Here is a 21,638-nt window from a genome sequence, read left to right as displayed (position 1 = left end):
CGTGCCCGAGCTTTTGCTTCAGTTGCCACCCTCAAAAGTGCCGAGGGCGCAGGGAAGGCCGGGTGCCGGCTGGCACCCGCGGTCCACTGTGCGAAAGCGTGTGCTTAAAAAGCTGCACAGCGGCATACAGGTGTAGCCAAACATCCGGCCTTCCCTGCGCAGTGGGTTTACGGCTTATGTCGTGCTCTCCCCGGGGAGCGATGCACTATTGCCCCCGTCGCCTTGCGGATGGCTGATGCGCGCACCCGGTCGGGCCGCGACATCACCGCAACACTTGGCGCACAGACCCCGGGCGCCAGGACCACACGATTTTGCCATACGCAGGCTGCACCGGTCGTGTGCGCGTTAGTCCTTGCTCACGGTGTGACCCGCCCTGCAAACCACCTTCGCGCCGACGCCGCCTGCGTCCACCACGTCCCATCCCGCGTGTCGTGACGATCGCGTTGCGCCCCTCGGCCGGGTTGGGATGATCGTGTATACGATAATCCGAAGTTCTGATAAAGAGAAATATTTCGATTTGGTGGCGTTGACCCTCCCGTGGGTGTTTTGCCCGCCGGGTCGCGCAAGGGCTTGTGGGTCGCGCCGGGCTCCGCCGCAACGGCGCCACGAACCGGTCTCCCCTCGGCCCCAAAATGCGCTAGGATGACCGCAGCGCGCATTCCAAGTCGCGCACGATCAACTGGACGTAAGAGGAAACGAGATGAGGGTGACGATTGGACGGCGCACGGCTGTGGCTGGCGCGCTGGCTGTGTGTGGGGCGGCAGGCTTGACGGCAGCCTTCGGGCCGTTTTTTTCACCGGCGGCCTGGGCGCATGGGCCGACCCGGCAGAAGGTGCGGGAATCCATCGAGATCAACGCGCCGCAGGACAAGGTCTGGGCTGCGATCCGCAACTTCCAGGACATGGGCTGGCTTCCGCCTGTCACCAAGACCACCGGCGAGAAGGGCAACGAGATCGGCGCGACGCGCCAACTGACGCTGACGGGCGGGGCGACTGTCGATGAGGAGCTCTACAAATACGAGCCCGACATGATGAGCTATTCGTACCGGATCACCAAGGTCGACGTGAAGGTGCTGCCGGTGACCAACTATTCCTCGACGTTGACGGTGTCGCCGGCTTCCGACGGCAAGTCCAAGCTGGAATGGGCCGGGGCATTCTACCGCGGCTTTCCCAACAACGATCCGCCGCCGGAGCTGAGCGACGAGGCCGCGGTGAAGGCGGTGAGCGGGCTCTACAAGGCCGGCCTCGAAGCCCTGAAGAAGAAGATCGAGAGCGGTAGCTGATCGTGCGGATGCGGGTTCTGGCGGCGCTCGCCGCCAGCCTTTGTCATGCCATCCTCGGCAGCGCCGCTGCCGAGGAGGCGTTCGTCACCAACCAGCTCAGCGACGATCTGATGGTCGTGGATCTCGCCGCCGCGCGTAGCGTCGCGACCATCCCGATCGGCGGCAAGCCGGCCGGCGTCGCCGTCAGCGCGGACGGCCGCTTTGCCTATGTGACGAGCCCGGACGCCAAGGCGGTGACGGTGGTGGACGCCGCAGCCCGGCAGGTGGTCGGGCGGATCGAGGTCGGCGGCGGGCCGCTCGGCATTGCCGTGGCGCCCGATGGCCGCACCGTCTATGTCGCCGATTGGTATGCAGCCGCGGTGCGGGTGATCGACGCCGCGAGCCGCAGCGTCACGGCCAGCATCGCGGTCGGCGCCTCGCCATCGGGCCTGGCGGTGACGCCGGACGGCAGGCTGCTGCTCTCGGCCGACCGCGACGACGACAGCGTCTCGGTCGTGGACATGGCGACGCGCCAGCGCAAGGCGACCATCAAGGTCGGCACCCGACCATTCGGTGTCACCATCGATGCCGAGGGCAAGCGCGCCTACACCGCCAATGTCGGCTCCGACGACGTCTCCGTGATCGACATCGCCGAAGGGCGCGAGATCGGCCGCGTGCCGGTCGGCATGCGCCCCTATGCGGTGGCGCTGACGCTGGGCCGCGGCTTCGTCACCGACCAGTATGGCGGCACCGTCAGCGTGTTCGATCTGGCGAGCCTGAAGCCGGTCAAGCGCATCAATGTCGGCGACTATCCCGAAGGCATCGCTGCGACCGCCGACGGCAAGCGCGTCATCGTCGCCTGCTGGGAGAGCAACACGCTAAGCATCATCGACGCGACTGATCTGAAGGTGATCGGCGAGATCAGGACCGGCGACGGCCCGCGCGCGTTCGGGGCGTTCCTGCGCAGGACGGAGTAGGGTGTGTAGGGTGTGTAGGGCGGATTAGCGAAGCGTAATCCGCCATCTTGCATCGACGATCGGTCGGCGGATTACGCTGCGCTAATCCGCCCTACGATTACACAACACGTCCGCAATCTCGTCCATCCGCTCGAACACGTGATCCGGCCCGTGCGCGCGCAGCGCCGCCGGGGCCGCATAGCCCCAGCACACTGCGCCGCAGGCAATCCCGACGCTGCGCGCTGCCTCGATGTCACGGACCTCGTCGCCGATAGCGACGATCTGGTTTGGCGCCACGCCGGCGCGGCGGATGACGCGGTGGAATTTCGCGGGCTTGCCGAACAGCGATGCCGAGCAGTCGAAATGCGAAAACAGCGCGGCGGCCTCGCCAAGCTTTTCGCGCGCATTGGCCTCGCTGTCCGACGTCACCAGCGCGAGCTCCACGCCGTCGTCCGCCAGCGTCCGCAGCATCGCCTCGACGCCCGCAAACAGCGGGATCTCGCTAGCTGCCTCTCCCTTCAGCCGCCGCGCATGCCGCGCGATCGCCGGTAGCTTCCACAAGGGTACCTCAAGGCGGCTGAGGATCTCGCGCGTCGAGGCATGCCGCAGCTCCTCGACGTCCTCATCCCGCACGCGGCGAAAGCCGAAGCGGTCGGCGATGTCGTTGACGGTGCGCAGGAACCACGGGAAGCTGTCGGCCAGCGTGCCGTCGAGATCGAAGATGGCGAGGGCGTAGGGCATGGGGGAAGGGGAGTCTGGTCGAGCTAAGTGGCCGGATGTACAAGACGGAAGCAGGAAGACAAAGATGCCGGTCGATCAGATTCAACTTAGCAAGTTCTTGAGCTTCGTGCTGAGACACAAGCCCGATGAGATCGGCTTGACGCTCAGTGCCGAGGGCTGGGTCAATATTGACGAATTGCTTGAGAAAGCCAATGCAACAGGGACGATGTTTGACCGAGCTGACCTGCTCGGCGTCGTCGCAAGCAGCGACAAGAAGCGATTTTCGCTATCAGCCGACGGACTGAAGATCCGGGCCGCCCAAGGGCACTCTGTATCGGTGGAGCTCGGCTTGCCACCCCAAGAACCGCCCTCAGTCCTCTACCACGGGACGGCGACGCGATTTGTCGAAGCGATCCTCGCGGAGGGCTTGAAACCGCAGGCGCGCCAACAAGTGCACCTGTCCTCCGATGAGGAGACCGCGCGGCAAGTGGGGCAGCGCCATGGCAAGCCCCACATCTTCAAGGTCGATGCCGGCGGCATGTATGCGCGCGGTTTCAAGTTCTATCGCGCCGACAATGGGGTCTGGCTGACCGATACAGTGCCGCCGGAGTTCTTGGCCCCGGCGACGAGCAAATGACATAATGGGAAGCCGCGGACAGGCTGCTACTCCGCCGCCTCGCTCGTGCTCCTTCGCTTCGGCTTCCGTGCCTTCTTCAGCACCGGCTCCAGGAATTTGCCGGTGTAGCTCCGCGGCGCCTTGGCGATGTCCTCCGGCGGGCCCCAGGCGACGATCTCGCCGCCGCCGTCGCCGCCTTCGGGGCCGAGGTCGATGACCCAGTCGGCGGTCTTGATGACTTCGAGGTTGTGCTCGATGACGACGACCGTATTGCCCTGCGCGACCAGCTCGTGCAGCACCTCCAGCAGCTTCTTGACGTCGTGGAAGTGCAGGCCGGTGGTGGGCTCGTCCAGGATGTAGAGCGTGCGGCCGGTGGCGCGCTTCGACAGCTCCTTGGCGAGCTTGACGCGCTGGGCTTCACCGCCCGATAGCGTGGTAGCCTGCTGGCCCACGTGGATGTAATCGAGCCCGACGCGATGCAGGGTCTGAAAAGTCTCGCGCACGCGCGGCACCGCCTTGAAGAACTCAGCGGCTTCCTCGACGGTCATGTCGAGGACGTCGGCGATGCTCTTCCCCTTGAATAACACCTCCAGCGTTTCGCGGTTGTAGCGCTTGCCCTTGCAGACGTCGCAGGTGACGTAGACGTCGGGCAGGAAGTGCATCTCGATCTTGATGACGCCGTCGCCCTGGCAGGCCTCGCAGCGGCCGCCCTTGACGTTGAAGGAGAAGCGGCCGGGCTCGTAGCCGCGCGCCTTGGATTCGGGCAGGCCGGCGAACCATTCGCGGATCGGCGTGAAGGCGCCGGTGTAGGTCGCGGGGTTGGAGCGCGGGGTGCGGCCGATCGGCGACTGGTCGATGTCGATGATCTTGTCGATGTGCTCGAGGCCCTCGATGCGGTCGTGCGGGGCCGCGCCCTCGCTGGCATTGTTCAGCTTGCGGGCGATGGACTTGTAGAGCGTGTCGATCAGCAGCGTCGACTTGCCGCCGCCGGACACGCCGGTGACGGCGGTGAACAGGCCGAGCGGAATTTCGGCGGTGACGTTCTTGAGATTGTTGCCGCGCGCGTTGACCACCTTGATGGTGCGGCGATGGTTCGGCGGCCGCCGCTCCGGCACCTCGACCTCGAGCTCGCCGGTCAGGTACTTGCCGGTGAGCGATTTCGGGTTGCGCATGATCTCGGCGGGCGTGCCTTCGGCAATGATGTTGCCGCCATGCATGCCGGCGCCGGGGCCGATGTCGAGCACGTGGTCGGCGAGCAGGATGGCGTCCTCGTCATGCTCGACCACGATCACGGTGTTGCCGAGGTCGCGCAGCCGCTTGAGGGTGTCGAGCAGGCGCGCGTTGTCGCGCTGGTGCAGGCCGATCGAGGGCTCGTCCAGCACGTAGAGCACGCCCGTCAGGCCCGAGCCGATCTGCGAGGCCAGGCGGATGCGCTGGCTCTCGCCGCCGGACAGCGTGCCGGAGGAGCGGGATAGCGTGAGGTAGTTGAGGCCGACGTCGAGCAGGAAGGTGAGACGCTCGCGGATCTCCTTCAGGATGCGGCCGGCGATCTCGTTCTGCTGCGCGTTGAGCGCCTCGGGCACGGTCTCGAACCATGCGCCGGCGCCCTTCACCGACAGCTCGGAAATCTCGCCGATATGCTTGCCGCCGATCTTGACGCAGAGCGCCTCGGGCTTGAGCCGAAAGCCCTTGCAGCCCTCGCAGGGCACGTCGTGGAAATACTTCGCCAGCTCCTCGCGCGCCCACTCGCTCTCGGTTTCCCGATAGCGGCGGTTGATGTTGGTGATGACGCCCTCGAACGGCTTCTTGGTGTCGTAGGAGCGCACCCCGTCCTCGTAGGAGAACTTGATCTCGTCCTCGCCGGAGCCGTGGAGGATGGCGTTCTGCGTCTTCTTGGCCAGGTCCTTCCACTTGGTGGTCAGCGTGAACTTGTAGTGCTTGCCGAGCGCAGTCAGCGTCTGCACGTAATAGGGCGACGACGATTTGGCCCAGGGCGCAATCGCGCCCTTGCCGATCGCGAGCTCCTTGTCGGGGATGACGAGGTCTTCGTCGACATGCTGCTCGACGCCGAGGCCGCCGCAGGCCGGACACGCGCCGTAGGGGTTGTTGAACGAGAACAGGCGCGGCTCGACCTCGGGAATGGTGAAGCCGGAGACCGGGCAGGCGAACTTTTCCGAGAACAGGATGCGCTCGGGTCCGCTCTTGTCGTGGATCTTGGCGGTCTTCTTCTTTTCCTCGGCGGGAGCCGCCGCCGGCGCGTCGGCGAATTCGACGACGGCGAGGCCTTCGGCGAGCTTCAGCGCGGTCTCAAAGCTCTCGGCGAGGCGCTGGCCGATGTCGGCGCGCACCACGATACGATCGACCACGACGTCGATGTCGTGCGGGAATTTCTTGTCGAGAACAGGCGCTTCGGCGAGCTCATGGAAGGTGCCGTCGATCTTGACGCGCTGAAAGCCCTTCTTGAGCCATTCGGCGAGCTCCTTGCGGTACTCGCCCTTGCGACCGCGCACGACGGGGGCGAGCAGATACAGGCGGGTGCTCTCGGGCAGCGCCAGCACGCGGTCGACCATCTGCGAGACGGTCTGGCTTTCGATCGGCAGGCCCGTGGCCGGCGAATAGGGCACGCCGACGCGCGCCCACAAGAGCCGCATGTAGTCGTAGATCTCGGTGACGGTGCCGACGGTGGAGCGCGGGTTCTTCGACGTCGTCTTCTGCTCGATCGAGATCGCCGGCGACAGGCCGTCGATCTGGTCGACGTCAGGCTTCTGCATCATCTCGAGGAACTGGCGCGCATAGGCCGACAGCGATTCGACGTAGCGGCGCTGGCCCTCGGCGTAGATGGTGTCGAAAGCGAGCGAGGATTTGCCGGAGCCGGAGAGGCCGGTGAACACCACCAGCTTGTCGCGGGGAATCTCGACGTCGATGTTCTTGAGGTTGTGCTCGCGCGCGCCACGGATCGTAATTGCGCGCAGGCTGGAGCCCGCGTTCTGCTGTTGGCGCTTCGCCTTGATCACTTCATCCATCCGAGTTGCCCTCAAGGAATCCCATGGGTGCGCGACCGCGCCAATAAAAAAGGCGCGCTCGCCCGGAACCGGGATCGGCGCCGATGGGGTTGTCAGCGAACGTAGGAAGAACGGAGACGGATTTCCAGTGGGACTTGCGAATCGTCAACGGAATGTTGGCGCGCTGGCGGCATCTGGCAGCAGTTGCTGTGCGGAACTGCGCGGCAAGTGCCGCGAAAACAAAAAGGCCGGCGCAAGGCCGGCCTTTCGTGACGATGGGAGTCGGTAGCGATCAGGACTTCAGATCAATACCGGGCGACCACGGGGCCGCCGAAAGTGTAGTTGAGGCGGACGGTGCCCATGTCGACGTCCTGCTTGATCCGGTCAGTACGGTCGTTGACGCCGAGGACCGTGAACCCGACGTTGCGGCCGCCCATGAACAGATGGTTGTACTCGACGGCAACAGACCAATTCGGGGCGAACCCGAATTCGAGGCCGGTGCCGACTGCGCCGCCCCAGCGCGTCTCGCTCGCGCTGTCGAAGACCACGCCGCCCAGAAGGCCATCGTATTTGGCATGGGTAACCGCGGCGCCGCCCTTCACGTACCAGAGCACGTTGTTCCAGGCATAACCGACCTGACCGGTGAAAAGGCCGATCGCATCGATTCGGGTCTGATTGACGATCGGCGCGAATGCGAGGGGTCCGCTCGCATTCGACCCCTTCAGATTAGCCCAGTCGCCTTGAGCTTCGAGGCCGAAGACCCAGTTGGCCGACTGCCAACGATAGCCAACCTGACCACCGACGACTCCGCCCGTAGCGCTGTGACAGCCTTCGGAGACGACGGGTATTGCCGCGCCGAGGACAGCGTTGAGATCCCAGCAATTGCGGCTCGAGGCGCCGCCGCCGTTGATACCGATGTAGAAACCGCTCCAATTGTACATCGCGATCGGCGCGACCGGAGCCTTGGTGTAGGGGCGGGCCGCCAAATCGGCCGCCGAGGCCGGTGCCAACGCGCTGAGTGCGAACAAACCGGCCGAAGCCAGCAAAAGCTTCTTCATATCCATTCCCCAGTTCCGTTTCTCTTTCTGACCTTCCGGAAAGCGGAAGAGCCAGCGGACCTATGACCCGACTAATGTCACTGCTTTACACCATTAAAGCCAAAGGTTGTGTCACCCGGGCGCCACATCTCTCCGAAAACGCGAGCGAGCCGGTTGTGGCGCGCAAAAACAGAAAGGCCGGCGCGAGGCCGGCCTTTCGTAACGCGAGGCGTTGAAGTGTAGCTTAGTACTTGGCAACCACCGGGGCGCCGAAGTGGTAGTTCACGCCGACCTGCACGGTGTGGAAGTTGAGCGTGCCGGTGGTGACCGGAGCGCCGAGACCGGAGAAGTAGGTCTCGCCGCCGAGGCTGCGATAGAGGTACTCGCCCTTGACCGACCACTGCGGAGCGAAGAACGCCTCGACGCCGGCGCCGACGGTCCAGCCCGAGTGGAACTTGCTGTCGGAGACGGTCACGCCGAGCGCGCTGACGCTGACCTTGTTGTCGATCCAGGCGTAACCACCGGTGCCGTAGAACAGCACGTTGTTGACGGCCCAGCCGATGCGGCCGCGGACGGTGCCGAGCGCGTCGGTCTTGGACGACACGGTGATGCCGAGAGCGGTCGCCGAGGCGCTGACGTCAGCCCAGGAACCATCGGCCTCGATGCCGAACACGACGTTGCCGGCCTGCCAGTTGTAGCCGGCGGTGCCGCCGACGAAGCCACCCTTCATCTTCGGGTCGCCGGAAGCGTTCTCCCAGGCGCCGCCACCGACGATACCGAGGTAGAAGCCGGTCCAGTTGTAGACGGCCGCCGCCGGAGCGATCGGAGCCTTGGTGTAGGGGCGGGCTGCGAGGTCGGCCGCCGAGGCGGGCGCAGCGAGAGCGAACAAACAGGCCGAAGCCAACAAAACCTTCTTCATTTTCAACTAATCCCAGTCCCAGTTTCTGTTGTTGCCTTCCTGATCGGAAGGGCAGCGGACTCAACGGCCCAACTGACGCCGTACTTACACCACCAAAGCCGCAAGTTGTGTCTCCGAAAAGCCACAGCGGTCGAAAAGGTGATGGTTACTGACTTATTGCCTCCCGTTCATGTTGCGCCAAACGAAAAAGGCCGGCGCGAGGCCGGCCTTAGACGTCAATGATATCAGATGGATATCAGTAGCGCGCGGCGACCGGCGCACCCCAGTTGAAGTGATAGTTCACACCTGCCTTGACCGTGTGAACGGTATCGGTCCACTCGGAGCGGTTGGTCACGACGGGGCTGTACTGAATCGTGCTCTTGCCGAAATCGATGTAGTTGTATTCGACCTTGGCCGACCAGTTCGGAGCGAACATGTATTCCGCGCCGGCGCCGACGGTCCAACCCCAGCGGGTGTTGTTCTGGATGAAGACGTTTCCGGGGATGCCATCGTAGCGATGCTGAATGTCGCCGACCGCAGCGCCGCCGCTGACGAACAAGAGAGCGGGGCCGGTCGAGTAGCCGAGACGGCCCTTGATGTCGCCGAAGCCGCGGATTCTCGTGAAATAGGTGTCGCCGAGGCCGGCATTGATCTCGGCAGAACGTCCGTTGATGTCAGCCCAATGATAGTCGCCCTCGATGCCGAACACCCAATTGGCCGCCTGCCAGTTGTAGCCGACTACGCCACCGACAAAGCCGCCGGTGGTGTCGTAGTTCTGACTTCCAGCAAAGATCGCCGTATTCGGACCGCCAAAGAAGGTTTCGTCGCTGCGGCCCCAGGCACCACCGCCCTGCACACCAATGTAGAAACCGGTCCAGGTATAGATCGGAGCGGGGGGCGCGATCGGCGCCTTTGTATAGGGACGGGCTGCAAGGTCGGCAGCACCGGCCGGAGCCGAGAGGGTCAGCGCAACCGCGCCGGCAAAGCCAATCAAAATCTTCTTCACTGTAATCTCCCCAGTCGTGTCCGCCTCTCTGAGTTCCCCAAGGCGGACTATCAGGCGCGAGGCCCATTGCATCAATTCCAAGCACGACGATAGCTCGATTCTGCGGCAGAGTCCGTGCCCGGAGTGCAACAGTTGGGTGTAATCGACCTACCTCTAACTTAATGAATGTTAAGTGATTTTTGCCGTTCACGGGAACCCGATTTGGTTCCATCCCAATTGCCATCACAGCGCCATTTAGACGCCATCCCGTCTCCACATTTGGTGGCGATTTCTGCAGGAACAAATCTGGAACAGACCGCCGGTCGGTGCTATATGTGGGGATAACCTTGGGGGTGACGGGCTGAGCAGCCCCTGCAAGCGTATAGGGTCGCCCTAACAGGGCGCAGAGGAACGCGGGCAGTGCGCTCGGCCTTAGGAAATTCAGTGGCATTCGGAGTGGAGAGCGGCGATGGCGGGAAGCGTCAACAAGGTCATTCTGGTTGGAAATCTCGGCAAGGATCCTGAAATCCGCCGCACCCAGGACGGGCGGCCGATCGCGAATCTGAGCATCGCGACCTCCGAGACCTGGCGCGACAAGAACAGCGGCGAGCGCAAGGAAAAGACCGAGTGGCATCGGGTCGTGATTTTCAATGAAGGGCTCTGCAAGGTCGCCGAGCAGTACCTGAAGAAGGGCGCGAAGGTTTACATCGAGGGCGCGCTGCAGACCCGCAAATGGACCGACCAGAGCGGCGTCGAGAAATACTCGACGGAGGTCGTGCTCCAGGGCTTCAACTCGACGCTCACGATGCTCGACGGCCGTGGCGGCGGCGGAGGCGGCGGCTTCGGCGACGAGCCGGGCGGCGATTTCGGCTCCTCCGGACCCGTCAGCAGCGCACCGCGCCGTCCCGTGGCCGCCGGCGGCGGTGGCCGCAACAGCGACATGGACGACGACATCCCGTTCTGAGCAGGGACCGGACGATGAGGGGGCGCAGGCCGGCTGAGCGGCGCCTTCCCATTTCGTGTCAGCAAACCTTACTAATCGGCAGAAAGGGCTCGGGATTTCCGGGCCCGCTTCATGTTTGGGTTGAACTCGGATTGCGCCAGCGCAATCGCGTCGATGGCGCGCGCCGGCCGCGCGATTGACGAGGTCCCGGAGGTGATTTCGGAAGGCCTGTTCCGGGTCCCTCCGAGACGCTCTCCGTAAGGCCGTAAGTTGTTGGAAAAATAAGCGGAAAAAGCGCTTCCCTGAAGCCTGCGAGGGTGGTTATCAGGGTCTCGATGCGCTATATGATTCCCAGCTAAAACCTCACCGGATTTCCCCTTGGCTGACGACGACGACAAGCCCGGCGACCAGCCGGCGCAACCCTCGGATATTCGCCCCGTCTCCATCTTCGAGGAGATGAAGAAGTCCTATCTCGACTACGCCATGAGCGTGATCGTGGCGCGGGCGCTGCCTGATGCCCGGGACGGTCTGAAGCCGGTGCACCGCCGCATCCTGTTCTCGATGAACGAGCAGGGGCACACGCCCGACAAGAAGTACGTCAAATCCGCCCGCGTGGTCGGTGACGTCATCGGTAAGTACCACCCGCACGGCGACCAGTCGATCTACGACGCCATGGTCCGCATGGCGCAGGACTTCTCGATGCGCGTGCCGCTGATCGACGGCCAGGGCAATTTCGGCTCGGTCGACGGCGATCCCCCGGCCGCCTATCGTTACACCGAAGCGCGCCTGACCAAGGCCGCGCTGGCCCTGCTGGCCGACATCGACAAGGACACCGTCGATTTCCAGCCGAACTACGACAACAACGAGACCGAACCGTCGGTCTTGCCGGCCAAGTTCCCGAACCTTCTCGTCAACGGCGCCGGCGGCATCGCGGTCGGCATGGCCACCAATATCCCGCCGCACAATCTCGGCGAGGTCATCGACGCCTGCGTCGCGCTGATCGACAACCCCGCGCTCACCATCGACGAGCTCATCAACATCGTGCCGGGACCGGATTTCCCGACCGGCGGCGTCATTCTCGGACGCGCGGGCATTCGCGCCGCCTATCACCTCGGCCGCGGCTCGGTCGTCATGCGCGGCAAGGTCGCGATCGAGACCATCCGCAAGGAGCGCGAGGCGATCATCATCACCGAGATCCCCTACCAGGTGAACAAGGCGACGATGGTCGAGCGCATCGCCGAACTGGTCAAGGAAAAGAAGATCGAGGGCATCGGTGACCTCCGCGATGAATCGGACCGCGACGGTTACCGCGTCGTCATCGAATTGAAACGCGACGCCGTGCCGGATGTGGTGCTGAACCAGCTGTACCGTTTCACGCCGCTGCAAACCAGCTTCGGCGTCAACATGGTGGCGCTCGACAGCGGCCGTCCTCGGATCATGCATCTGAAGGACCTGCTCGCGATCTTCGTCGACTTCCGTGAGCGGGTCGTCACGCGTCGCACCAAGTACCTGCTCGCCAAGGCGCGCGATCGCGCCCATATTTTGGTTGGTCTCGCGATCGCGGTGGCCAATATCGACGAGATGATCCGCGTGATCCGGACCTCGCCGGACCCGACCACCGCGCGCGACACCCTGATGTCGCGCGACTGGCCGGCCCGGGATGTCGAGGACATGCTGACCCTGATCGACGATCCCCGTCACCGCATCAGCGCGGACGGCACGATCCGGCTGTCGATGGAGCAGGCCAGGGCCATTCTCGATCTGCGCCTGCAGCGCCTCACCGCACTCGGCCGCGACGAAATCCGCGACGAGCTCGACAAGCTCGCCGGCGAGATCGCCGATTATCTCGACATCCTGCGCTCGCGCGAGCGCGTGCTGGGCATCATCAAGACCGAGCTTGCCGAGGTGAAGGCCGAGTTCGCCACACCGCGGCGCACCGTCATCATCGAGCAGGAAGGCGAGGTCGAGGACGAGGACCTGATCCAGCGCGAGGACATGGTCGTCACGGTGTCCCATGCCGGCTACGTCAAGCGCGTGCCGCTGTCGGCCTACCGGGCGCAGCGCCGCGGCGGCAAGGGCCGCGCCGGCATGCAGACCCGCGACGAGGATTTCGTTAGCCGCCTGTTCGTGGCCTCCACGCACACGCCGGTGCTGTTCTTCTCCTCGCGTGGCCAGGTCTACAAGGAGAAGGTCTGGCGTCTGCCGATGGCCGCGCCGAACGCGCGCGGCAAGGCGCTGATCAACATCCTGCCGCTGGAGCAGGGCGAGCGCATCACCACCATCATGCCGCTGCCGGAGGATGAATCCACCTGGGGCAACCTCGACGTGATGTTCGCCACCACGGGCGGCAATGTCCGGCGCAACAAGCTGTCGGACTTCGTCGACGTCCGCCGCTCCGGCATCATCGCCATGAAGCTCGACGATGGCGAGTCGATCGTCGACGTGCAGATCTGTACCGAGCGCGACGACGTGCTGCTGACCGCCGCCGGCGGCCAGTGCATCCGCTTCCCGGTCCCCGATGTGCGCGTGTTCACCGGGCGCACCTCGATGGGCGTGCGCGGAATCGCGCTCGGCGAAGGCGACAAGGTGATCTCGCTGGCGATCCTGCGCCATGTCGAGACCACCTCGGACGAGCGTTCGGCCTACCTGAAGATGCGCCGCGCCGTCGCCGGCGAAGCTGCGGCCGAAGACGCCGCCGTGGACGCCGAGGCCGAGGAGACCTCCGGCAGCTTCCAGCTCGCGCAGGAACGTTACGCCGAGATGTCGGCGCAGGAGCAGGTCGTGCTGACCGTCTCCGTCAACGGCTATGGCAAGCGGACATTGTCCTACGAGTACCGCACCACCGGCCGCGGCGGCAAAGGCATCGTCGCCATGAGCGTCAACAACCGCAACGGCAATCTGGTCGCGTCCTTCCCGGTGGAGGATGCCGATCAGATCATGCTGGTCACCGACAAGGGCCAGCTGATCCGCTGCCCGGTCGAAGGCATCCGCATCGCCGGCCGCTCGACCCAGGGCGTGATCGTGTTCGACACCGCCGAGGACGAGCATGTCGTCTCGGTCGAGCACATCACGGAAGAGGCGGAGAGCGGGAACGGTGAGAACGGGAACGGGGCGTGATGCCCCGTTCTACACGCCGTTCGCAAGCTCGCTCGTGAGATCGGCAAGCGCCTCTCGCTTGCCGATCTGTGCCATCCAGCACCAGAGCTCCAGCGTGCAGTACAGCCGATAGAGATCGAGCGTCTCCTGCCAGTCGGGGCGTCCCATCTGACCACAGCCGGCGAGCAATCCGTCGCGCTTTGGCGCATCCTTCGGCGTGAAATAGTACAGCGCCTTCGCGATATCCATCAACGGATCGCCCGATGTCGCGTTCTCGAAGTCGACGATGCCCGTCAGGCGTGGTGCCCCCTGCGACGTCACCAGCACATTGCCGGCATGGAAATCGTAGTGGCACAGTCGAGGGGTGATTGCTGCCTCGAACAGATGCTGTCGTGCCGTGACGCTGTCGCGAAGACGCGCGGCTAAAGCTGGATCGCCGCCGCGTGTGAAAAACTCCCTGAGCTTTCGGTCGAACTGCGCCGACATGTAGGCCTGGTTGCTCGGATGGGCCGTCCAGACCCCCTTGGGGCCGATATAGCCGAAGCTGTCGAGCGTGACGTCGTTGATTCGGCGCAGCGTCGCGCCCATCTCGGCGTAGATCGCAAACAGCTCGGTCTCCGACAGCGTTGCCTCGCGTCGGCCAAGCACGACGCCCTCCAACTTGGTCATGAGCACATAGTTCAGCTCGATTGCCGATCGCGTGTCATCGGCGAGCAGGATTTTTGGAATGGCCGGGCCAAGGTTTCGCAGGAGACCCAGCACGTAGACCTCCTTCGCCATCTTCCACTGCAGCGATTCAGGATAGACCTTGAGGATGCACGTTGCTGCATCCGCCAATGCGATCTCGATGACGGTGCTGATCTCCCCGCCATGCAACTCGGTGACGCCGTTCACCGACGCGTGTGGAAAGATTTGGCGCACGATTGATTGCGCCTGATCGACCGAGACCTTCAGCCGGGGGTTCAGCTGCAACGGCGCATCGCTGGGCATTGGTGCTCGCTTTCGGTTAGGTCCGCGGAGCGGCGGTTAAATCTCCAGCTCCGTGCCGAACTCCACCACCTGCTTGGTCGGCACGCCGAAGAACGCCGCCGAGCGTTCGGCGTTGCGCTGGAGGAAGGCGAACACGCCTTCGCGCCAGACCCACATGCCCGGAATGTCCTCGCTGGGAATGATGGTCTCGCGGCCGACATAATAGGTGATGTCGGAGAGGTCGATGCCGGGCAGCTTGCTCTGGCGGCAGACGAGATTCAAGCCTTCATAGATCGTCGGGTTCTGCATGAAGCCGTAATGCAGGATCACGCGGGTGATGCCGGGAATGATCTCGATCACCTCGCCGCGTTCTTCGTCCGCGATGTGCGGCAGCTCCTCGATCAGCACGGTGACCAGCAGCACGCGTTCGTGCAGCACGCGGTTGTGCCTGACGAACTGGGTGAGCGCGAGCGGCACGCCGCGCGGTGCGGAGGCCAGGAACACGGCGGTGCCGGGCAGCCTTGCGCTGCACTTGTTCACGGCGGTCTCGATCAGATCTTCCTCGGGCTGCCGCAGCCGGCCCCTCGCGGCCTCGACCAGCTTCACGCCGGCGCGCCAGGTCAGCATCAGGAAGGCGACGAGGCCGGCGAGCAGCAGCGGAAACCAGCCGCCCTCGAACAGCTTGATCGAGTTGGCCGAGAAGAAGATCAGGTCGATGACGAAGAAGGCGCCGTTCACGGCCACCACCAGCCAGGGCGAATAGCCCCACTGGATCGCGACCAGCGCGGCGAGCAGCGTCGTGATCGCCATCAGCAGCGACACCGCGATGCCGTAGGCGCCGGCAAGCGCGTCCGACGTGCCGAAGCTCAGGACCGCCCCGAGCGTCGCAGCCGCAAGCAGCCAGTTCACCAGGGGCACGTAGATCTGGCCGATCGCGTCGCTCGTGGTGTGACGGATCAGCATGCGCGGCAGGAAGCCGAGCTGGATCGACTGCTGGGTCAGCGAGAACACGCCGGAGATGATCGCCTGCGAGGCGATCACGGTCGCGACCGTCGAGAATGCGACCAGCAGATAGTGCAGGGCGTCGGGGCAGAGCTGGAAGAAGGGGTTCTCGATCATCGCGGGATCGGTGATCAAGAGCGCGGCCTGGCCGAAATAGTTCAGCACCAGCGCGGGCAGGCAGATGGCGAACCAGGCGAGGCGGATCGGCAGGCGGCCGAAATGTCCCATGTCGGCATACATGGCCTCGCCGCCGGTCACCGCGAGAAAGGCCGCGCCGAGAATTCCGAACGAGATGTGGAAATCCTGGTGGATCAGGAAGTCGAAGGCGTAGAGCGGGCTGAGCGCCACCAGCACCGCCGGCGCCTTGACGATGCCGTGGATGCCGAGCGCCGCGAGCACGACGAACCAGGCCAGCATCACCGGCCCGAAGATGCGGCCGATGAAGCCGGTGCCCTGCTTCTGCATCATGAACAGGCCGATCAGGATGGCGACGGTCACGGGTACCACGGCCGGCGCAAGCGAGGGGGCGTCGACCTTGAGGCCCTCGATGGCCGAGAGCACCGAGATGGCCGGCGTGATCGCGCCGTCGCCATAGAGCAGCGCAGCGCCGACGAGCCCGACCACCAGGAGGTGGGCGCGCCATGTGCCTGGATCGGCGTGGCGGGCATGGAGCAGCGCCAGCAGCGCCACGATGCCGCCTTCGCCGCGATTGTCCGCGCGAAGGATCAGCAGCGCATATTTCAGCGAGATGATCAGCAGCAGGGCCCAGAGGATCAGCGAGGCAATCCCCAGGACAGCGTCGTGACTGAGTGTGCCGCCATGGGCAGCCGCCTTGGCGGCTTCCTTCAGGGCATAGAGCGGGCTGGTACCGATATCGCCATAGACCACCCCGAGGGCGCCCATGGTCATGGCAAGCGGTAGCGGATCAGGATGGTGGCCGGAAGCGACAGCGGGCGTACTGGACAATGGCAACCCCCCGATGGGATCGCGCCCGACGGGCCATTCCGGCGGGCGCGAGCAAACCAGTCTGCGACGAGACGTCGCAAAACTCCATCGGGATTATGTGACGTGAAGCTGACAGGCCAGCCTACGGGGTGCGGTTGGCGGTCACGAGGCGAGCCTCGCGGACATTCGCCTTGGTGCCGGCCTTGCGCAGGCAGGAGGCCTCGAAATTCGGCCAGGCCTGCTGCGAGCAGTCCTTGCCGATGGCGCGGATATCGAGCCGGTCGCTCTTGGCCAGCGGCTGCGGCACGCTGGCCTCGACGCTCGGGGCAAAACCGGGCAGGAGGGTAAGGGCGGCGGCGACACACGCAGACAGAGCGATCGCTGAAAGAGCCTTGATCATTTGACAGTCCCCTGTGATGCGGCCGCCTACGCCCAGTGTGCGGCCCGTCATTCGTTGGCCGGATTAGTAACCATGGCCAGTTTCCGGACGTCTTCGCCGGCACGGGAAATGGTTTCGTGTCCGCGCCGCTTTGTTTCGTGGTCGCTCTCAGGACGAAACAAACCGGCCATCGCCGACACGGCCGGCGGGATATTTCGCCGGAAACGGCTGGGGAACCGGCCCGGCTTGCCGGGCCGGGCCGGGCGCGGTAGGAGGGGGCCATGCCGCGCATTGCCTTCTATCCCGGTTCCTTCGACCCCATCACCAACGGCCATCTGGACGTGGTCCGGCACAGCGTTTCCCTGTGCGACCGGCTCGTAGTCGCGATCGGGGTCCATCCCGGCAAGAAGCCGCTGTTCTCGACCGAGGAGCGGCTGCAGATGCTCCATGACGTCTGCGGGCCGCTGGCCGCCAAGGCTGGTTGCGTGCTCGAAGCTGTGACGTTTGATGATTTGTCGGTCACGGCGGCGCGCAAGCACGGTGCGACGATCATGATTCGGGGCCTGCGTGACGGCAGCGATCTCGACTACGAGATGCAGCTCGCCGGCATGAACGAAGCGATGGCGCCGGAGGTGCACACGGTCTTCCTGCCGGCCTCTCCCATGGTTCGCCCGATCACCGCCACTTTGGTGCGGCAGATCGCCGGCATGGGCGGGGACGTCTCGGCCTTCGTCCCGCCGCAGGTCGCGGCCCAGCTCAAGGCAAAATTCGCCGCATAACGGCGCGCTTCCTTTTCTCTCTGATCCGGAGTTGTCATGATCCGAATTCTCGCAGTTCTTGCCGCGCTTCTGTTCGCGGTGCCGGCGGTGGCGCAGCAATTGCCGGCCAACCTCGACAAGGCCAACGCCATCGTCATCGACACCACCAAGGGCCGCATCGTCATCAAGCTGCGCACCGATATCGCGCCCCAGCATGCCGAGCGCATCAAGCAGCTCGCGCGCGAGGGCTATTACAACAACGTGCCGTTCCATCGCGTCATGGACGGCTTCATGGCGCAGACCGGCGACGGCCAGAACTTCAACGGCACCGGCGGCTCGAAATATCCGAACCTGAAGCAGGAATTCTCCAAGGTGCATTTCGCCCGCGGCATCGTCGGCATGGCCCGGCGCGGCGACAGCGTCGACAGCGCCAACTCGCAGTTCTTCATCATGTTCGCCGACGGCGGCAGCCTCGATAACCAGTACACCGTGATCGGCGAGGTCGTGCAGGGCATGGACGTCGTCGACAAGCTGAAGAAGGCTCCTCCCGGCTCGGCCGGCGGCGCCGTGACCGATCCCGACAAGATGGTGAAGGTGCAGGTCGCCTCCGACATCAAATAGGAGACGGCGATGGCGCGCTGTGGCGACAAGCTCCTGCTGGTTGCTGTGGTGCTGTTGCTCGGCGTGTCCAGTGCTGCCGCCGAGGATCGGCAGGTCAATACCATCCAGGATATCTTCAGGCATCTGCGCACCTGCTGGAAGCCGCCGCCGGCCGCCAAAGCCCGCCCACTCGACATCACCGTCGTCGTGAGCTTTAACCGATCCGGCGACATTCTGGGCCATCCGAGGATCTCCTATGAATCCGCGGAGGCCTCCGACAATGACCGGCTGCAATACCGGATCGCGGTGATGGAGGCGTTGCAACGCTGCACGCCGATGCCATTTACCGAGGCAATGGCCGGCGCCGCCGCGGGACGTCCATTCGCGATCCAGTTCCGCAGCCGCAAAACGCCTGACAACACTTCACCTCCAACTCAAGAGAGACGAGCATGAGCGCCACCGAAAACACCCTGATCCTCGAGACCACCCAGGGCCCGGTCACCATCGAGATGCGGCCCGACCTCGCGCCCGGCCATGTCGCGCGCATCAAGGAACTGGTCCGGGAGGGCTTCTACGACGGCATCGTGTTCCACCGCGTGATCGACGGCTTCATGGCGCAGACCGGCTGCCCGCAGGGCACCGGCACCGGCGGCTCGGGCAAGAAGCTGAAGGCCGAGTTCAACAAGGAGCCGCATGTGCGCGGCACCACCTCGATGGCGCGCGCCGCGAGCCCGGATTCCGGCGATAGCCAGTTCTTCATCTGCTTCGACGACGCCCGCTTCCTCGACAACCAGTACACGGTGTGGGGCAAGGTCACCGAAGGCATGGAGAACGTCGACAAGATCAAGCGCGGCGAGCCGGTGCAGAACCCCGACAAGATCGTCAAGGCGCGGATGGCCGCGGACGCTGAGTAAGCGTTCGCCCCTCATCCTGAGGTGCGCGGAACGCGCGTCTCGAAGGATGAAGGCCACCCTGCTGCAGTTCGGCCTTCATGGTTCGAGACGGCGCTACGCGCCTCCTCACCATGAGGGTCTGGCTCCGTCGCGCCCGGCACCCACATGCGCACCGATCTGTTCGATTTCGACCTGCCCGCCGAGCGCATCGCGTTGCGCCCGGCGAGCCCGCGCGACTCCGCGAAGATGCTGGTCGTGGAGAACGGCGCGCTGCGCGACCAGACCATCGCCGACCTCGCACAATGGCTGAAGCCGGGCGACCAGCTCGTCGTCAACGACACCAAGGTGATCGCGGCGCAATTGAAGGGCCGCCGCATCGGCCGCGAGACCGAGCCGAAGATCGAGGCGACCCTGATCAAGCGGCTCGACGGCTCGCACTGGCAGGCGCTGGTGAAGCCCGCGAAGAAGCTCACAGCTGGCGACCGCATCCGCTTCGGCAATGAAGGCAAGGTCTGCCTGCTCGGCCATCTCGATGCCGAGGTCGAGGCCAAGGGCCTCGAGGGCGAGGTGACGCTGTCGTTCTCGTTCCACGGCCCGACGCTGGATCAGGCCATCGCCGACCTCGGCAGCCCACCGCTGCCGCCCTACATCGCCTCCAAGCGCACGCCCGACGATCAGGACCTCGCCGACTACCAGACCATGTTCGCCGTGAACGAAGGCGCGGTCGCCGCGCCGACCGCTGGATTGCATTTCACCCCGGCGCTGGAGCAGGCGCTGCGCGCGCGTGGCGTCGGCATCAACCAGGTCACGCTGCATGTCGGGGCAGGGACGTTCCTGCCGGTGAAGGTAGAGGACACCGAAGGCCACAAGATGCATGCCGAGTGGGGCACGATCTCGGCCGAGACGGCGGAACGGCTCAATAGCGCGCGGAAAAATGGTGGCCGCATCATCGCCGTCGGCACCACGTCATTGCGCTTGCTCGAGAGCGCAGCGCGCGAAGACGGCACCATCCAGCCCTTCGCGGCCGAGACCTCGATCTTCATCACGCCCGGCTATCGCTTCCGCGCGGTCGATATTTTGATGACGAATTTCCATTTGCCGAAGTCGACGCTGTTCATGCTGGTGTCGGCGTTTGCGGGGCTGGAGACGATGAAGGCGGCGTACGCTCATGCGATTGCGAGCGGGTACCGGTTTTATTCGTATGGCGATGCGTGCTTGCTCTTCAGGTCGCGCGGCTAAGCGCCGGCGCTGCAGGGTGGGCAAAGCGAAGCGTGCCCACGTCTTTCTTGAATAGGGGGGTAAGAGTGGTGGGCACGGCGCTTGCGCGCCTTTGCCCACCCTACGATACCTGTTCCTACGGCGCCGGTTACGCCATCACCCGCTGCGGCAACAGCTCCGCGATCTGAACCGCATTCAACGCTGCGCCCTTGAGCAACTGATCCGCCGCCACGAACATCGAGATCGAATGCCCGGAGGGATCGCTGAGATCCTTGCGGATGCGGCCGACCAGGACGTCGTCCTGGCCCGAGGCGTCGATCGGCATCGGGAAGTAGTTCTTGGCGCGATCGTCGACGACCTTCACGCCGGGCGCCCGGGCCATGATGGCGCGGACCTGGTCCTCGGTGATCTCCTTCTCGCATTCGAAGGTGATGGCCTCGCAATGGGCGCGGAGCACCGGCACGCGCACGCAGGTGACGCCGATCGCGATGGTCTCGTCCTCGAAGATCTTGCGGGTCTCCTTGATGACCTTGGTCTCTTCGTCGTTGTAGCCGGTGTCAGGGTCGACGGCGGTGTTGTGGTTGAAGAGATTGAAGGCGTAGGGGTGCGGCATCACCTTCGGCGTATAGACCTGCCCGTTGAGATTGGCGCGGGTGGATTCGACCAGCTCCTCCATCGCGGCCGCGCCGGCGCCGGAAGCGGCCTGGTAGGTCGAGATGATCACGCGCTTGATGCGGTTCTTCTGGTGGATCGGCCACAGCGGCACCAGTGCGGTGATCGCCGCGCAGTTCGGGTTGGCAATGATGCCCTTGTGGTCGCGGATGCGGTTCGCGTTGATCTCGGGGATCACCAGCGGCACGTTCGGGTCCATGCGGAAGGCGGAGGAATTGTCGACCACGACCGCGCCGGACTTCACCGCGATCGGCGCATACTTCTTGGAGATGCTGCCGCCGGCGGAGAACAGGGCGATATCGACGCCTTCGAAGGAGCGCTCATTGAGCTCCTCGATCACGACCGGCTGGCCGCGGAACGACACCGTCTTGCCGGCCGAGCGGGCACTGGCCAGCGCCTTGAGCTTGCCGACGCGAAAGCCGCGCTTGTCCATGGTGGCGATGAATTCGGCGCCCACCGCACCGGTGACGCCGACAATCGCGACGACGGGATCGTTACTCACTTTGTCCTCCATTGAATTTGCGAATGAGACAACAAAAAAGCCCCGGACCAACGAGGGCGGGGCTTGCCGTAGAGCTGATGCGTTTTAGTCGACGACTACGCGCGCACGCCTCCCCGGGCCCCTGAGGCCGTGGTGGTTTTGGTCGTGCGTTTGGTGGTCGTGAACATGGTGGCGACTTATGCGGGA

General features: G+C 64.6%; 19 protein-coding genes. 10 read left to right on the top strand and 9 right to left on the bottom strand.

Annotated elements, in window-relative coordinates; translation table 11 throughout:
- The first annotated feature begins 700 nt into the window (after positions 1-700).
- Together XI03_RS06180 and XI03_RS06175 are read left to right on the top strand one after the other, a co-directional pair.
- Positions 701-1,282, top strand: a complete 582-nt coding sequence (locus tag XI03_RS06180) for an SRPBCC family protein (protein ID WP_028144499.1) — start codon at positions 701-703, stop codon at positions 1,280-1,282.
- Between the two features lie 2 nt (positions 1,283-1,284).
- Positions 1,285-2,238, top strand: coding sequence for a YVTN family beta-propeller repeat protein (locus XI03_RS06175; protein WP_271591619.1), 954 nt, complete (start codon positions 1,285-1,287; stop codon positions 2,236-2,238).
- Positions 2,239-2,319: 81 nt separating this feature from the next.
- Here XI03_RS06175 and XI03_RS06170 read toward each other — a convergent pair whose 3' ends face one another.
- Positions 2,320-2,958, bottom strand: a complete 639-nt coding sequence (locus XI03_RS06170; protein ID WP_271591618.1) for an HAD family hydrolase — start codon at positions 2,956-2,958, stop codon at positions 2,320-2,322.
- A 64-nt stretch (positions 2,959-3,022) separates the two neighbouring features.
- Here XI03_RS06170 and XI03_RS06165 point away from each other — a divergent pair, with 64 nt between their 5' ends.
- Positions 3,023-3,574 (top strand): RNA 2'-phosphotransferase, encoded by a 552-nt coding sequence (locus XI03_RS06165; RefSeq protein WP_028144502.1) that lies wholly within the window; start codon positions 3,023-3,025, stop codon positions 3,572-3,574.
- A gap of 26 nt (positions 3,575-3,600) precedes the next feature.
- Here XI03_RS06165 and uvrA read toward each other — a convergent pair whose 3' ends face one another.
- From uvrA to XI03_RS06145, 4 genes are all read right to left on the bottom strand, one after another.
- Complete coding sequence (gene uvrA, locus XI03_RS06160; RefSeq protein ID WP_271591617.1) at positions 3,601-6,576, bottom strand: excinuclease ABC subunit UvrA; 2,976 nt, start codon at positions 6,574-6,576, stop codon at positions 3,601-3,603.
- A 284-nt stretch (positions 6,577-6,860) separates the two neighbouring features.
- Positions 6,861-7,613: an outer membrane protein gene (locus XI03_RS06155; protein ID WP_271591616.1), complete on the bottom strand. Its 753-nt coding sequence runs from the start codon at positions 7,611-7,613 to the stop codon at positions 6,861-6,863.
- A 223-nt stretch (positions 7,614-7,836) separates the two neighbouring features.
- A complete protein-coding gene (locus tag XI03_RS06150; RefSeq protein ID WP_018317911.1) occupies positions 7,837-8,511 on the bottom strand; it encodes an outer membrane protein in 675 nt (224 codons plus the stop codon).
- 235 nt (positions 8,512-8,746) lie between these two features.
- On the bottom strand, positions 8,747-9,496 hold the full coding sequence (locus XI03_RS06145; protein ID WP_038949133.1) for an outer membrane protein: 750 nt from the start codon (positions 9,494-9,496) through the stop codon (positions 8,747-8,749).
- Positions 9,497-9,944: 448 nt separating this feature from the next.
- Between XI03_RS06145 and XI03_RS06140 the strand changes: the two genes are divergently transcribed.
- Together XI03_RS06140 and gyrA are read left to right on the top strand one after the other, a co-directional pair.
- Positions 9,945-10,439, top strand: coding sequence for a single-stranded DNA-binding protein (locus XI03_RS06140; RefSeq protein WP_271591615.1), 495 nt, complete (start codon positions 9,945-9,947; stop codon positions 10,437-10,439).
- 357 nt (positions 10,440-10,796) lie between these two features.
- On the top strand, positions 10,797-13,535 hold the full coding sequence (gyrA, locus tag XI03_RS06135) for a DNA gyrase subunit A (RefSeq protein ID WP_028144507.1): 2,739 nt from the start codon (positions 10,797-10,799) through the stop codon (positions 13,533-13,535).
- A 9-nt stretch (positions 13,536-13,544) separates the two neighbouring features.
- Here the strand turns inward: gyrA and XI03_RS06130 are convergent, their stop codons facing one another.
- The 3 genes from XI03_RS06130 to XI03_RS06120 all read right to left on the bottom strand — a co-directional run bounded on the left by XI03_RS06130 (position 13,545) and on the right by XI03_RS06120 (position 16,830).
- Entirely contained in the window at positions 13,545-14,504 is a 960-nt protein-coding gene (locus XI03_RS06130; RefSeq protein ID WP_271591614.1) for a phosphotransferase family protein, read from the bottom strand.
- 36 nt (positions 14,505-14,540) lie between these two features.
- Positions 14,541-16,394, bottom strand: coding sequence for a potassium transporter Kup (locus XI03_RS06125; protein WP_271591626.1), 1,854 nt, complete (start codon positions 16,392-16,394; stop codon positions 14,541-14,543).
- 178 nt (positions 16,395-16,572) lie between these two features.
- Positions 16,573-16,830, bottom strand: a complete 258-nt coding sequence (locus tag XI03_RS06120) for a hypothetical protein (protein WP_018317917.1) — start codon at positions 16,828-16,830, stop codon at positions 16,573-16,575.
- A 260-nt stretch (positions 16,831-17,090) separates the two neighbouring features.
- Here XI03_RS06120 and coaD point away from each other — a divergent pair, with 260 nt between their 5' ends.
- The 5 genes from coaD to queA all read left to right on the top strand — a co-directional run bounded on the left by coaD (position 17,091) and on the right by queA (position 20,299).
- The gene (gene coaD / locus XI03_RS06115) at positions 17,091-17,588 is read left to right on the top strand and encodes a pantetheine-phosphate adenylyltransferase (protein WP_018317918.1); all 498 of its coding nucleotides are present in this window, start codon (positions 17,091-17,093) and stop codon (positions 17,586-17,588) included.
- Positions 17,589-17,624: 36 nt separating this feature from the next.
- Positions 17,625-18,188 (top strand): peptidylprolyl isomerase, encoded by a 564-nt coding sequence (locus tag XI03_RS06110; RefSeq protein WP_028144511.1) that lies wholly within the window; start codon positions 17,625-17,627, stop codon positions 18,186-18,188.
- Between the two features lie 9 nt (positions 18,189-18,197).
- Positions 18,198-18,620, top strand: a complete 423-nt coding sequence (locus XI03_RS06105; RefSeq protein ID WP_271591613.1) for a hypothetical protein — start codon at positions 18,198-18,200, stop codon at positions 18,618-18,620.
- Positions 18,617-19,081, top strand: a complete 465-nt coding sequence (locus XI03_RS06100) for a peptidylprolyl isomerase (protein ID WP_028144513.1) — start codon at positions 18,617-18,619, stop codon at positions 19,079-19,081. Before XI03_RS06105 ends, XI03_RS06100 begins: the two co-directional genes overlap by 4 nt.
- A gap of 144 nt (positions 19,082-19,225) precedes the next feature.
- Positions 19,226-20,299, top strand: a complete 1,074-nt coding sequence (queA, locus tag XI03_RS06095; RefSeq protein WP_271591612.1) for a tRNA preQ1(34) S-adenosylmethionine ribosyltransferase-isomerase QueA — start codon at positions 19,226-19,228, stop codon at positions 20,297-20,299.
- 127 nt (positions 20,300-20,426) lie between these two features.
- Here queA and XI03_RS06090 read toward each other — a convergent pair whose 3' ends face one another.
- Positions 20,427-21,464, bottom strand: coding sequence for an aspartate-semialdehyde dehydrogenase (locus tag XI03_RS06090; protein WP_038970391.1), 1,038 nt, complete (start codon positions 21,462-21,464; stop codon positions 20,427-20,429).
- Positions 21,465-21,638: the final 174 nt, after the last annotated feature.

Source organism: Bradyrhizobium sp. CCBAU 65884, from assembly GCF_028128835.1.
Taxonomy (GTDB): Bacteria; Pseudomonadota; Alphaproteobacteria; order Rhizobiales; family Xanthobacteraceae; genus Bradyrhizobium; species Bradyrhizobium ottawaense.
Note: the sequence above shows the minus strand (reverse complement) of the source record. Positions and strands in the feature narration are given on the sequence as shown.